The 14380-nt window shown below is 39.4% G+C and carries 14 protein-coding genes; 9 read left to right on the top strand and 5 right to left on the bottom strand.

All coding sequences use genetic code 11. From position 1 onward, the window contains the following. Positions 1-8: 8 nt before the first annotated feature. The 5 genes from KO511_RS09140 to KO511_RS09120 are packed head-to-tail and all read right to left on the bottom strand — an operon-like array spanning position 9 to position 5552. Positions 9-689: a cytidylyltransferase domain-containing protein gene (locus tag KO511_RS09140; protein WP_215987136.1), complete on the bottom strand. Its 681-nt coding sequence runs from the start codon at positions 687-689 to the stop codon at positions 9-11. Next, positions 686-1744, bottom strand: a complete 1059-nt coding sequence (locus tag KO511_RS09135; RefSeq protein WP_215987135.1) for an N-acetylneuraminate synthase family protein — start codon at positions 1742-1744, stop codon at positions 686-688. Before KO511_RS09135 ends, KO511_RS09140 begins: the two co-directional genes overlap by 4 nt. Next, complete coding sequence (locus tag KO511_RS09130; RefSeq protein WP_215987134.1) at positions 1741-3201, bottom strand: NeuD/PglB/VioB family sugar acetyltransferase; 1461 nt, start codon at positions 3199-3201, stop codon at positions 1741-1743. The genes KO511_RS09135 and KO511_RS09130 overlap by 4 nt, the downstream gene beginning before the upstream one ends. A gap of 2 nt (positions 3202-3203) precedes the next feature. Then, complete coding sequence (locus KO511_RS09125; protein WP_215987133.1) at positions 3204-4349, bottom strand: LegC family aminotransferase; 1146 nt, start codon at positions 4347-4349, stop codon at positions 3204-3206. A 12-nt stretch (positions 4350-4361) separates the two neighbouring features. Beyond that, positions 4362-5552, bottom strand: coding sequence for a UDP-N-acetylglucosamine 4,6-dehydratase (locus KO511_RS09120; RefSeq protein WP_215987132.1), 1191 nt, complete (start codon positions 5550-5552; stop codon positions 4362-4364). A gap of 138 nt (positions 5553-5690) precedes the next feature. On the opposite strand from KO511_RS09120, the gene rfaD reads away from it, so the two are divergent. From rfaD to KO511_RS09075, 9 genes are read left to right on the top strand one after another with little or no spacing between them, the layout of a single operon-like run. After that, positions 5691-6632 carry an ADP-glyceromanno-heptose 6-epimerase gene (gene rfaD, locus KO511_RS09115; RefSeq protein ID WP_215987131.1) on the top strand — a complete coding sequence of 314 codons (942 nt, stop codon included), beginning with the start codon at positions 5691-5693 and terminating at the stop codon, positions 6630-6632. Between the two features lie 36 nt (positions 6633-6668). Then, a complete protein-coding gene (locus KO511_RS22525) occupies positions 6669-7802 on the top strand; it encodes a glycosyltransferase family 4 protein (RefSeq protein WP_354668155.1) in 1134 nt (377 codons plus the stop codon). Next, positions 7732-9027 (top strand): O-antigen ligase family protein, encoded by a 1296-nt coding sequence (locus KO511_RS09105; RefSeq protein ID WP_215987130.1) that lies wholly within the window; start codon positions 7732-7734, stop codon positions 9025-9027. The genes KO511_RS22525 and KO511_RS09105 overlap by 71 nt, the downstream gene beginning before the upstream one ends. Continuing rightward, positions 9020-9574 (top strand): acyltransferase, encoded by a 555-nt coding sequence (locus tag KO511_RS09100; protein WP_215987129.1) that lies wholly within the window; start codon positions 9020-9022, stop codon positions 9572-9574. Before KO511_RS09105 ends, KO511_RS09100 begins: the two co-directional genes overlap by 8 nt. Positions 9575-9595: 21 nt before the next feature. Then, positions 9596-10624, top strand: a complete 1029-nt coding sequence (gene waaF / locus KO511_RS09095) for a lipopolysaccharide heptosyltransferase II (RefSeq protein WP_215987128.1) — start codon at positions 9596-9598, stop codon at positions 10622-10624. Positions 10625-10630: 6 nt separating this feature from the next. After that, positions 10631-11650 carry a glycosyltransferase family 9 protein gene (locus KO511_RS09090; protein WP_215987127.1) on the top strand — a complete coding sequence of 340 codons (1020 nt, stop codon included), beginning with the start codon at positions 10631-10633 and terminating at the stop codon, positions 11648-11650. Positions 11651-11652: 2 nt separating this feature from the next. Next, entirely contained in the window at positions 11653-12432 is a 780-nt protein-coding gene (locus tag KO511_RS09085) for a glycosyltransferase family 32 protein (protein WP_215987126.1), read from the top strand. Then, positions 12429-13703 (top strand): lipid IV(A) 3-deoxy-D-manno-octulosonic acid transferase, encoded by a 1275-nt coding sequence (gene waaA / locus KO511_RS09080; protein ID WP_215987125.1) that lies wholly within the window; start codon positions 12429-12431, stop codon positions 13701-13703. Before KO511_RS09085 ends, waaA begins: the two co-directional genes overlap by 4 nt. Further along, complete coding sequence (locus tag KO511_RS09075; protein WP_215987124.1) at positions 13700-14380, top strand: acyltransferase; 681 nt, start codon at positions 13700-13702, stop codon at positions 14378-14380. The genes waaA and KO511_RS09075 overlap by 4 nt, the downstream gene beginning before the upstream one ends.

Here is a 14380-nt window from a genome sequence, read left to right as displayed (position 1 = left end):
AAACCTCTTCAAGCTCTCTTACTCAGTAAAAAATTTGCATAATCAAAATCGTCTTGAGTATCTATGTCAACAGATCGTTCCCTAGGCATAATATATGGAAAAGTCTTGTTATTGTGATATTTACCACTACGAATCAACCCTGCTTTGAAAACATAAACGGCACCATTTGGGAAAAATGAAGGACGATAATCTTGGCGGTTGTTAAGAGTTTCATCCAAGAAAATACTCTCTAACTTTCCATCAGTATCGATATATTTGTGCCATGAGATTGGATGGTGCTCCTCACAATATGAGATCACAGAGTCAGCTTTTTTATTTTTAAACAAAGTAACGGCGTTATCGATATCTTTCGCTGTACGTAGCGGAGAAGTCGGTTGAAGCACTGTAAAGGCGTCTATTTTATACCCATACTCTTTTTCCAACCGGTCAATGGTATATATATAATTATCTATAGCTAGAGACTCATCTCTAGCTAATTCTGAAGGCCGGAGAAAGTGACCAGTCGCCCCGCGCTTAACTGCGGTGTCAAAAATTTTCTGACAATCCGTTGATATAATTACTTCAGAGATCGAATCTGACTCCAACGCAGCCTCTATTGTATATTCTATCAAAGGTCTTCCACATAAAGGTTTGATGTTCTTATCCTTTAAGCCTTTGGAGCCACCACGAGCAGGTACTATCGCAATCATTTAACAAGATCTTCTTGCGTTAAAATGTGATCGTAAGCTAAATCCTTATTAACAGTCATTCCTACTACATACTCTGTCATCTCTGGTTTCAGTCCAGTACCCGGACGCTTATAGTCCAAATCAGAATCAAGAATAACGTCTCCAGTCTTCAAAGCTCGTGTTAAAACAATGCTTCGGCGAAACTCTTCCTTTTTTTCATCGGATTCAGGTGCAGAAATACGGTAGGTACCTAGTGCCTCATTGATTCGTTTTGCACCTCTTACAATAGCAGCTAGTTCATCTTTATTTGCGGAAACTTTGTGATCCCACCCTTCCATTTTTTTATCCAAGGTAAAGTGTTTCTCAATTAAACAAACTCCCATTGCGACAGAAGCAAGTGGAATTTCAATACCAATTGTGTGATCTGAGAAACCTACGCAATACTCAGGATACGCATTCATTAGAGTTTTAATGTTATTAAGATTTACATCGCTATCAACCGGAGGATAAGTTGCCACACAGTGCAAAATTAGAATATCTTTGTTGCCTGCCATCTCTATGCACTTTATCGCTCTGTCGATCTCATACATTTCACTAAGCCCAGTAGAAATTACCATCGGCTTTCCTTTTCTCGCCAAGTACTCAAGAAATGGATAGTTATTGAGATCCATTGAAGCTACCTTGATAAACGGAGTGTTCATCTCATCAACAAGAAAGTCAGCTTCTCGTTTACTAAAAGGTGTCGATGTACAGTCAACCCCAACCTCATAAGCAAAGGATTTCATATCAAGCAACTCTTGTTCTGAAATAGAGTATTCTTCAACGATATCTTCTAACGTGTAATCAGTTCGGTCTCGATAATCATCAGCGACAAAATAATTATCGTCATACTTTTTCCTAGCAAAAATACTATCTTTTGACCAACTCTGAAACTTAACACAATCGGCACCTGCCTCTTTTGCTTGTACAATTAGCTTCTTAGCAAGATCCATATTTCCGTTATGATTTGAACCAAGTTCAGCAATAATATATGGCTTACAAAAATTAAATACGCTTTTATTTTCTGTTAGATTCATTTTTTAACCTTTTTAGCAATGACTTCCCACCACAGTAGTGTGCCGCTATTTGTTTGGTTCATTCCTAGTATACTAGCGCTATCGGTGGAATCTTTAAGTTGCTCTACCAACTCATTGTTCGCGTTTAGTTCCACTTGATAGGTCTCGCTAATAAGTAGCATATGCCGATAGTGAGTCTCTCGTACCTTCAAAGTTTGTTTAAGTCTCTCTAAAGTCATATGCCCAATACCAACTGTATTAGCTTGATGTTGTCTATAATAAGTGATTGCTTTATTGGTAAATACAGCGCGCTTTGATTGATACAGCAGTAATGAAAAGAGATACCAATCAACAGCCACCAGATCATTTGAAAAGCACATACTATCCTTGGTAACATCAGTGAGACGAATGGCTGTATTTGTCAACCCAAAAAAATTCTTATCACGAATGAAGTCTATAGGTATCTCTTGACCATCTAATATTCTAGACGATAGGATCTGAGTTGCTATCACCCCAGAGTCACAGAACGTCGTCATATCATTGACTACAATATCGTAATCTCCAAGTAGCTGTAGTGATTGTTCAATTCGATTATCAGAGAAATAGTCATCGATATCAGCGAATATCGCAGCGTCATAATGTCCATCAAGCGCGTACTGACACATACGTTCACGATTTTTAGCAAAATTTTTTGCTGGTTCTAACTCTATAATGTTCAGTTCATTGTATTGACGTCTTAAAGAACTTAAATCACCGAACCCATCATTTATCAGGATGATATCAAAACCTTGTATTGTCTGAGCAACCAACGAATTGAAAAAGTCTTGGATATAGCCTTCGTTCAGTGGAAATATTGTTGTTAATACCGCTGTTTTCATTGGAACTATTAGCTTATGGCATGCTGAGTAACAGCTACCGGCCTTAACAAAGTCCTGTTTTTTTGTATTTGCACCTTGAACTACTACAGCATTGCTACCAACAAATGTGCCCTCCTCCACCCTAGCGCCTCCATTAATCACAGCGCCAGTGGAAATATGGCAATGAGCAGAAATATTTGCATCATGTTCAACTAGGGATTTAGTATTAATTATACAATTTTCCGAAATAACAGCTCGAGCATTGATAAGACAATCATGCATTATGATTGCACCATCACCAATTTTAGCCGTCCGGGCAATATACGCTCTCGGAGAAATAACTGTTGCCAATTTTGCATTGAATGCTGTGAGCTTCGAGTATAAACGCTCACGTGTATCACTAGAATGTATTTGACCTACAGTGATCAGAAAGTGATACCCTAATTCGACATAAACATGTATAGCATCATCTGTATCTAGAATTTGATATCCAGACAAACTAGTCCCTACCTTATTTGCATTATCCAATATGCCAACAATCCTATAGGTACCTTGTGATTCAATTACATCAATACAGGAAGCGCAATGACCACCACCCCCGACAAGAATAAGCTCCTTCACTCTCAATTCCTTATAGGGCTACTAGGTAAATTCACTAGACTTTTTTCGAGATATTCAGAAACAACTAGTTCACCGCGAATCGCCTCCTTAAACATCGGTAGTCTATGCATAAGCTGCCAAATTGGTCGAGTCATCACACCCGAATCATTTGTACATTTAAGCACCTCTTCGCGACTTTTTTTATCCGGACAGATGACCGCATTTAACCAGTAGTTTGACTGCGCATATTCTGGCTCAGTAACAAATTTGAAGTCTGTTCCTCTAAAGAAATCCTTGTAGCTCTCTGCAAGCAATCTCTTTTGTTTCAAATATTGTTCGATGACTTCCATCTGCGCACAGCCTAAAGCTGCATTTAAGTTAGGCATACGATAGTTAAAACCTGGTTCATCATGCAAGAATTCATAGGGATGGGCGACTTTCGCTGTCGTAGTGATATGCTTAGTCCGTGTACCTAATTTTTGAGTTTTGCATAAAATCATACCACCGCCTCCAGTAGTAATGATTTTATTGCCATTAAAACTGACAGCACCAAGTTCACCTACAGTACCCGTATGCTTGCCCTTATAAAACGAGCCTAGACTTTCAGCAGCATCTTCAACCAAGGTGATGTTCCATTTCAAGCAAACAACAACCAATTCGTCAAGCTCTACAGGATGACCAAAGGTATGCATTGGTACAACCGCTTTTATCCTTCTCCCTGTTTTTTTGTGGATACATCCAGTATCTGTAACTTCAGCATTATCTTCTAAGAATGCATCAACAGCCTTAGGACAAAGCCCTAAACTCACCGGAGACACATCGACAAAAATAGGCTCAGCACCCATATGATATAGGGCATTACAAGTTGCAACAAAGGTTAAAGCTTGCGTTATGACTAGGTCACCTCTTTGAACATCAGCCATATACAATGCCGCATGTAGTGCCGCTGTACCATTTACTGTTGCTACTGCTTTGCTCGCACCAGTATAAGCCTCTACTTTACGCTCAAAATCGTCTACAAATTTTCCAACGCTAGAAACAAACGTACTTTCAATCGTTTCCATCACATAGGCTTTTTCGTTGCCATCAAATGTGGGGACGTGTAAGGGAATAAATTCGTTAGTTTTGTATTTATCCCTAACAAATTCAACTATCGATGTCGCTTTCATTGAATGCTCCACTTACATCTTGCTATCTAGGTACTTACCCATTTCTTTATGCCCGAAGTCAGGGAGCATAGTAAAGAACAATTTTACAATTTGTTCTTTACTCCAAACTCGCTCAACTTTCATCTTAAAAATACTATCTTCAAACAAAGTAAGGAGCGCTTGCTCATAAAGAAGATCATTTTTGATGATGCCTAAATTTTCGAATCGAGACATATCCAACTCTTCTTTATCAGTAAAAAACTCTTCGAAGTCTTTTTCACCCGTTGTATTACTTGCGGTAAACAAGCATGGCCATTTGCCCTGTTCTGGCAGCGTATGTGCAAGTCGGCGAGCCTCTTCTTCTGTTTCACATAAGTGAGGTTCAAAGCCAAGCTGTTCTAGATATTTCACAGCGATATCTGAAAACGAAATGAGGTGTAGAGCCTCACTCAGTTTTGGGAAGAAAATGTCGCGATTTTCACCAAATATACAAGACATTAAACATAGCTCACCCGATTCTTGAGGAGTAACAAAATAACGCTTAATGTCATTGGGAGCAACGATAGGCTGACGCTTTTGGATACGTTGGTTAAATCCGTGTAGCAAAGAACCATCAGAGAATGCAACATTTGCAAAACGCGCCGTTGAGATCGCCATTAGCTCACTTTTACGCATCAGGAACATTTCCATAATGCGTTTTGACGCTCCCATCATATTGACCGGATTTGCCGCTTTGTCTGTTGAAACACAGAAGTATTTGTTCACACCAGAGTCAATAGACTGTTGAATGGTTTTATCTGTATTAAAGACGTTTACATCAATCATACGCATCAATGTGTAAGGATCTTTTTCACTTCTGACATGCTTAAGTGCTGATAAGTTCAACACATAATCAAACTTACCATCTGCCTTAATAAAGGCATCATACTCTAGAGAACCAATGTCCAAAGCAAATGTTTGAAAATCACCATTAATATAGCCAAGTGAGCTGCGAATATCCCGAACTAGCTCTACCATGTTATTTTCACTAATATCAACAACATGCAACTTCCTCGGGTTACGTTTAAATATTTCTTTAGTGACCGCTTGTCCGATTGAACCTGCGCCACCCAGAACAAGGAAACTTGACTCAGAAATAATGCGTGATAATTCTGCTTCATGGCTTTCAATGTCTTTTGTAAACAAGGCTTCGGTACGACCGATTAAAGGCAAAATGTTACTCACTCAATAATTCCTTACTTGGTGTGACTAGCAAAATTAATAGGAGTATATCTAGAAAGTGGATTGAAAGACAGGTTACAAATAAACAAGCACGGTGATAGAATTAAAAAAATATACTCTTTAAGTACAACTGAGGTCACTATGATCATCGTAACTGGTGGCGCTGGTATGATTGGCAGCAACATCATCAAAGCGCTTAACAGCAAGGGCATTAACGACATTCTGGTCGTAGATAACCTAAAAAACGGTAAAAAATTCCAGAATCTTGTCGACCTAGATATCGCTGATTACATGGATCGCGATGATTTTCTCACGCAAATCATGGCTGGTGATGATTTTGGGCCAATCGACGCCATTTTCCATGAAGGTGCTTGCTCTGCCACCACTGAGTGGGATGGTAAATATATGATGCTCAATAATTATGAATATTCCAAAGAGCTACTCCATTTCTGCTTAGAACGAAGCATCCCTTTCCTGTACGCATCTTCTGCAGCCACCTATGGTGAAACAAATAAATTCATTGAAGAAAAAGAACATGAGGGTGCACTCAACGTATACGGCTACTCAAAGCAGCAGTTTGATAACTATGTTCGCCGCATATGGCAAGATGCGGAAAAACACGGAGAGAAACTATCTCAAGTAACGGGTTTTCGTTACTTTAATGTGTATGGCCCCCGTGAACAACACAAAGGTTCTATGGCATCCGTCGCTTTTCATCTCAACAACCAGATGAGTGCTGGAGAAAATCCAAAACTATTCGAAGGCAGTGAATCGTTCAAACGAGATTTTGTTTATATTAGTGATGTAGCTGACGTCAACCTATGGTTTATGGACAATAAGGTATCTGGCATTTTTAACCTAGGTACAGGCAAAGCTGAGTCTTTTGAAGAGGTCGCTAAAGCAGTAATCAAATTTCATGGCAAGGGCCATATTGAAACGATCCCGTTTCCTGAACATCTGAAAGGTGCCTACCAAGAGTATACTCAGGCAGACCTAGCAAAGCTTAGGCATGCTGGATGCACACACCAATTCAAAGGTGTTGCAGAAGGTGTCGCAGACTATATGCAAATAGTTAACAAATAATGTTAAATAATCGGCTAGCTAAACAAAAGAGTCTTTGTGTCTAAACCCGTTATTCTTCACATCTGCCTCTCCCATGGTTGGGGAGGGCTTGAAATGTACCCAATTCGAGTTGGCTCTGAGTTTCTAAAACGCGGATACAAAGTATACGGCTTGTGTATAAGGGGAACTCAGGTTGCTAAAGGGATGAAAGAACATGGTATTGATACCTTTGAGGTTGATAGCAAAATTTCTCTTATTATCAAGCAACTATTCAAATTAAATCATTGGCTAAATAAACGGCAAATTTCCATAATTCATAGTCACAAATCAGGGGATATCATCATCCCAGCGTTATTGACTTTACTTACAAAGCGATGTTCATTCTTTACTGAACACATGGGCGTAACAAGGCCAAAGACAGATCTATTTCACAAATGGGTATATTCTCACCTTGATAGAGTTTTCTCTATCAGCAATGAAACCTATAGACGAAACTTAAAAGCCTTACCTCTTGATGCTGGAAAAATCTCACAACTTTGGTTGGGCACCGATGTTTCTTTATCGCCAACTATTCCAGCAGATGAAGTTGCAAAGATCAAACAAGAACTCAGCATACCAAACGAAAGCCTTGTGATTGGTAATGTTGGCAGAATTTGTATAGGGAAGGGGCAAGGCGAATTACTTGAAGCCTTTTCTCTTTTGCAAGATACAGATACATATCCGAACCTTCACCTTCTATTAGTAGGAGGGCTAGATGTCTCTGAAGGTTCTGAAAACAACTTTGTCGCTTCTATTAAAGCTCGTATACAGGAACTCCAGTTCAAAGATAGGGTTCATTTGGTCGGGTATCGAAAGGATACATCACGGATGCTAGCAATTATGGATATCGTATGTTTGCCGAATCATAATGAGGCATTCGGTTTAACCGCTATAGAGGCAATGGCGGCTCAAAAAGCAATTATTGGGGCAAATACAGGCTCACTGCCAGAAGTGCTAGGGGAAACCGCCTTGCTTTGCACACCGACAGACCCAGATAGCATTTCAAAACAACTTGAAAAGTATTTGACATCTACAACGCTGCGAGACATAAACTCCAATCTCGCACATCAAAGAGCCCTAAATGAATTTTCAATGGAAGCGCATATTTCCAAACTCACAGAACATTATACGAATAAAAATGGCATTCTTTAAAACTATAAATAAGAAAGAAGAGCTCTCCGCTTTACTAATATTTTTAGTATTAAGTCTTTTGCTTATCACTAAGAATTTTTCTGTCGGCGTGGTTGTGATAGCATTGTTATTATCAATAATAAATATTGCTAAAGTCCAAAAGCGCATTTTTTTAGACAAAATAGATATACTGGTCATAATATGCCTAAGTGTATATTTCGTCTCGAACCTCCCATTATTTATATCTGAGAACTGGAACTTTCGGTACTTTAAAGGTGCATCTCGCATAGCATTGTGCATACCTATCTATCTGTACTTTAAATATTATTTATCAACCCAAAAAGTATATTTTTTACCTATGATTTGGGGAACTATATTGGGTTCTTTGGGGGCGTTTTTAATCGCCGGCTACCAGTTTTTCATTGAAGGAAGACCTAGAGTTGATGGTTTTCTTTTTAGCATAAACTTTGGTTATCTAGCCTGCTCATTAGCGGTTTTATCTATAGCGCTGATGAAGCTTAAAAAATATCGTGGACTCTTGATACTAAGCCTTGCTTTTGCTTCCTCTGCTACTCTAATGACTTTAACAAGAGGTGCTATTATTACCATTCCAATCGCACTTTGTATGTATTTTATCTTTGAATACAAAGAAATCGGATTAAGAAAGGTTTTTATTGTAACCACTGCGTGTTTATCTACATTATTCGTTATCTATAGCAATAGCCCTGCCTTTCAAGAGAGAGTTAGTTTTACCGCCCAAGAGACTCACAGTATTCTAGGTGGAGATATATCATCTTCTGAATCGGCAGGGGGAAGATTAATGCTCTGGGATGCCTCTATAGAAGCACTAAAATTAAGCCCTGTTATTGGACTTACCTACTCTGAGCGTGAGGATTTAAATCAAGAATTATATAAACGGGGCGTCATCAACGATTGGACTGCAAATGTTAAAAGAGGTCATGCTCACAGCCAATATTTTGAGCAGATTGCTTCAGGAGGAGTCTTGGGGATCGTTGCTCTATGCTTTATGTTAATCGTCCCTCTTCTATATTTTTTCCACTACCGCAGGAAATCTAATGCTGCTTATGTGGGTACATTTTTTGTTCTCACCATATCAATATGCTGCCTCACTGAAGTCGCTTTGCAGCAAAACCTTATCAGTACTTTTTATGGTTTTATGCTAGCTTTACTTTTTGCAGTAACACAACAAGAAATCAAAGAATGCAACGAGGTCAACAATGGTTAGCTTTGCTCTAAGAGTTAAAAACAAGTTTAAAATCAAAGGCTTGCATAACATCTCAATAGATTCATCTTCCAGATTGCGTGGGTGTAAGATAATTATTAAAGGAAAAAACAACACATTACACATTGGGGCCAATGTTAGGTTGAGAGATAGTGAAATCGAACTCGATGGGAATAACTGCACACTATCTATCGGTGACAACACTATTATTGGCCATGGGTGCTACCTTTCTTCTCGGGAAACGGATACTGGCTTAGTTATCGGAAATGAATGCATGCTTTCTCGCAACGTCAAAATAATGACAAGCGATGGTCATGATATCATTCGAGATAATCAACGAATTAATATCGCCAAAGGAATTTATATCAGCAACAAGGTCTGGCTGGCAGATAACGTTACCATACTCAAGGGAGTCAATGTTGGAGAACATTCCGTTATCGGCATAAACTCAACATTGACTAAATCGGTAGGTGCCCACGTTATTGCTGTCGGTAATCCTGCCAAAGTGGTACATAATGAAGTATCATGGAGCAATGAGTTAACCTATTAAGCCCTTCATCTAAGCATTAACATGAAAGTCCTAATTATCGGCCCATCTTGGGTAGGCGACATGGTCATGTCGCAAAGTCTTTATACTAATCTAAAAGCTAAATATCCAGATTGCGAAATTGATGTGCTGGCACCAGCTTGGTGTAAGCCGATCCTAGAGCGCATGCCTGAAGTTAATACAGCGATTGAAATGCCTATTGGACATGGGGAGTTAAATATATGGGGTCGCAGAACCGTAGCGAAACAATTAAGAAACAGAAACTACACCCACGCTTACGTACTACCAAACTCAGCTAAGTCAGCTCTAATTCCTTGGTTTGCCTCTATTCCCAATAGAGTCGGTTGGAAAGGTGAATTCCGGTACGGCCTCTTGACCGACCTGCGGCCAAACAAAAACGTTTTCCAATACATGGTTGAGAGGTACGTCGCTCTATCGTCAAGCAAAGCTAATATGCTTAATGAGGTCTTCTTGGCAACATGTCCAAAGCCAAAATTAACGGTCGATCTGGAGTCTCAGGCTAAAGCCATATCAAGATTAAAGCTAAGAAATGACAAACCTATAATAGGCATTTGTCCTGGTGCAGAATTTGGCCCAGCCAAACGCTGGCCCGATAAATACTACGCAAAATTAGCACAATACATAATTAGTAAGGGTCAATACGTTTGGTTGTTTGGTTCCACAAAAGATCAACAAGTAACCCAAGCAATCAAATCAGTACTGAGTCTCAAAGAGCAAGATAGCTGCTTTGATTTAGCTGGTAAAACCTCTTTAATAGAGGCAGTCGATCTACTTTCTGCATGCAATACTGTGGTTTCAAATGATTCAGGGCTAATGCACGTGTCATCTGCAGTAAGCTGCAATATTGTTGCAATTTATGGTTCCAGCTCACCAAAATATACTCCACCTCTAACAGATAAGCTCAAGATGGTGCATACTGACGTCAACTGTAGGCCATGCTTTAAACGTGAGTGTCCACTCGGGCATTTAGATTGCCTCAACAAACTGATGCCAGAGCAAGTTATCTCCGCTTTAGAAAGTTTTATCGAGTAATAAATAATGAAACACCTTTGGTTTGAGCGCGGTGCTTACGCCTCAAAAAAAGCTCGTCATTACTTAGAGAATGATTTCGAGCCTAAAAATATTAAAAAAATATCTATTATTCGCCATGCGGCTCTTGGTGACCAAGTCATCACTAGGCCTTTTATCGTAGAAGCTCGGAAGTTTTTTCCCAATGCAGAAATAACCTTGGTACCTGTCTCAAATTATATGTATGGCATCCCAGACGACCTCGTCGATCATGTCCATGTGATGCCAGGCAAAGTACCAGGGAAAAAAACGACTGCTAGAGAAAAGATTGCAAGTATTCGACAGCTTGGTGAGCAAGATATCATATTTGATTTAGCCAGTACCAATAGATCACATTGGATGATGGCATTAAGCAAAGCCAAAATAAAAATGGGCTTCCCATATAAGTGGTTCTACAGAGGTTCTCTCTATAATACCGCTGTTCTTCGATCTGACTTTCAACCAGAAGTGGAATGTATGTTGGATATGCTCAAGCTGCTTGGACACAACCCAAGCCATCCTCTTGATTTTGCTTTTCCAGACAACAGAGAACTCAGACAAAAAAACAACCCATACATTTTGTACTTCAATGGTGCTTCTCAACCAAGGAAAATTCTCTCATACGAGCAAATGCATTCACTGTTAGAACAAGCGATAAATGAACATCATGATTACACTCATGTCTATTTGGAGGGTAAGAATGAGTTTGAGAAAGGAGATTTTTGTCAAGATTTACTCAAATATAAAAACTTCAAAATTCAATCATGTTTGCCATTAGAAGAGCTCGTAGACATCACAGCCAAAGCGACACTCATGGTTGCTCCAGACACTGGTGTGCGTAATATTGCTATCGCCACACACACACCGACTGTGAGCGCATTTTTCGCAACCGTACCATTTAGATACACGCCGCTTTATGAAAGGCACGATATTGTAATGACTCCTTGTGGAACAACGCCTTCTACCGAGCATATCTGCCAAATTATAACAAAACGTTTGAAGAAAAATTAATTATGAGTAAATTGTTGGCATTAATTTCAGGAAGACTAATACGCTTGTTGGGTAATTTCTTTAAACTGTTATCTTACCCTTTTCACTGGCTCTTTCCTGATAAACGCTTTAAAATACCTTCAGTATCAAAAGCAAAAATTGTTTCTAAATCACCTTGTAAGGTGACCAAAATCATTTGGCAAACAAATTACTCGGCTCGATGCACGCTTCCTGTTTATCTAAATTATCTATTTAACAGATTAATGTCCTTGGACTTTGAATACCGATATGTAAGTACTGAAGAAAGGGAAATGTTCGTAAAACAGCATGCCCCAGCACGTGTTTATGATGCGTATATGAGACTCAATGATGGCGCAGCTCAAGCTGACTTGTGGCGTCTTGTTACTCTCAATGCTTGTGGTGGTATTTATATGGATATAGATGCGACATTAGTCTGGCCCTTGAAACGCCTCATCCAACAAGATTATGACGCTTTGTATCTCACTCTTGACAAAAATGGCCACTATACCAATTTTTTCTTAGCTACAGCGCCAAACAACCCTATTTACCTCGATACAATCAACAAGATAGTGGATAACATAGAACAAGAAAAAGTGTCACAAGGTGTTTACCACTTGACTGGCCCTATGGTGTTAACTGATACAATTAGTGACCAAGAGGTCGAGTCGAAAAGTCGAAAATATGTAGCTATTCAAGGCACATTTACCAATGAATATTTCCAGTACATAGATAAACCCAGAGGAAAGTGGACCCACAAAAAGCCAGAAGATTTACTAAAGTGATTCGTTTTTTTTATACCCTTGTTCTATTTTTGATTACACCATTTTTTCTGCCCAGTTTGTACAAAAGTAAACAAGGTAAGCCAAGTGTGGGAAAAAGGTGGAAAGAACACTTTGGCATGACTCCAAACATTAACAACCCAGATAATCTGCCTGTAATATGGATTCACGCCGTATCCGTGGGTGAAGTCCAGGCAGCAATTCCACTAATTAAAGCGCTAAGTACTTCGAAACCAGATCATAAAATCATCATAACGACCACCACATCAACTGGAGCTAAGCAAGCTGAAGTCATATCTGGCATCGCAGAACATAGATATATGCCTCTCGATTTTTCTTTTTGTGTCCGACTCTTCATAAACAAAGTAAAGCCCAAACAGCTTCTTATTATTGAGACTGAACTGTGGCCTAACACATTGGCAAGTGCAAAAAAAGCTGGTGTATCCATTAGCATTGTCAATGCACGTCTATCTGAAAAGTCACTCAAGGGATACCTAAAACTCAAAGCATTAGTAAAACACATGCTCGATAGCATTGACTTAATCATTTGCCAACATGAAGATGACAAGGAACGCTTTCTTAAATTAGGAGCTCGTCAGAAAAGCTTAGCTGTTTCAGGGTCGATTAAGTTTGATATTCACATTGAAGAACAAATCAAAATCAAAGGTTTGGAGTTAAGACAAAAACTAGGTTTAGACCGTCCTGTTTGGATTGCGGCAAGTACACATGAAGGCGAAGATAGCATTATTTTGTCCGCCCACAGGATAGTGTTAGATTCTGTGGCCAATGCAATTTTAATCTTGGTACCTAGACACCCTGAAAGATTTAAAGCTGTTGAAATCCTAAGTAGAAAAGAGTTTTTGACAGTATCTCGTACAAGTGGTGAGACCATAGAGCAGGCTACAATCGTCTATCTTGGTGATACTATGGGTGAAATGCTTATCTTACTGGAAGCCAGTGACATTTGCTTTATGGGCGGGAGCTTAATAGGAGATAAGGTAGGCGGACATAACTTACTAGAGCCTGCGGCTTTAGGGAAGCCAACCCTGACTGGTCCAAGCTATTTCAACTTCACAGACATAACTAACCAGCTCATCTCTACCGGTGGGTGCCAAGTCATACGCTCGGACATAGAGCTAGCAAACTCTATTATTGATCTTATCGAATCACCATCACAACAAGCAGAACAAGGTATGTCCGCATACAAAGTTGTTGAACAGAACCGTGGCGCTTTGAAAAAGACCCTATCTTACATACTTGAGAATACACTATGAGTTTTAAGAAGCTTTCCAAGATATACCACTATATTCGCTGTATACCTAAAACTCTACTTTTTAACTTCTACTACCTTCCTTTCAATCAGGCTATTAAATTTCCTATTTTAATCAATCACCGTACCAAGTTCGTGCAGCTTAGGGGCAGGATCACCATTCCTAATTCAGCCAAAACGGGAAAAATCAAACTGGGTTTTGGTAGAGTACAAATTGCAGATAATAAATACTCGCGTTTGATTTGGAACGTCGGGAAGAGAGGTGAAGTACACCTAGGAGAACATATTAAACTTGGGACTGGGTCTCGATTACATATTGAGGGTAAGTTAGTGGTAGGTTGCGAAAGTAATTTTACTGGCGAGACTACTATTATCTGCAATCAAGAGATTATATTCGGTAGAGAATGCTTAGTTTCATGGCACACTTTATTTATGGACTCAGATCTGCACCAAATCACCGACAGAAGCAACGCCATACTAAACCCAGATAAAACGATAAAAATAGAAGACAAAGTGTGGATAGGGGCCAGATCAACGATTACCAAGGGTGTACACATAGGAAAAGAGTCCGTCGTAGCTAGTAGCGCAACAGTTTCAAAAAACTTTCCTAACTATTCAGTGATTGGAGGTAACCCTGCTAGCCTTATCGGTGACTTTACAGGGAAACAATTTAAGAGGTAA

Origin of the sequence: Vibrio hepatarius (genome assembly GCF_018860525.1) — a bacterium.
Classification (GTDB): Bacteria; Pseudomonadota; Gammaproteobacteria; order Enterobacterales; family Vibrionaceae; genus Vibrio; species Vibrio hepatarius_B.
Note: the sequence above shows the minus strand (reverse complement) of the source record. Positions and strands in the feature narration are given on the sequence as shown.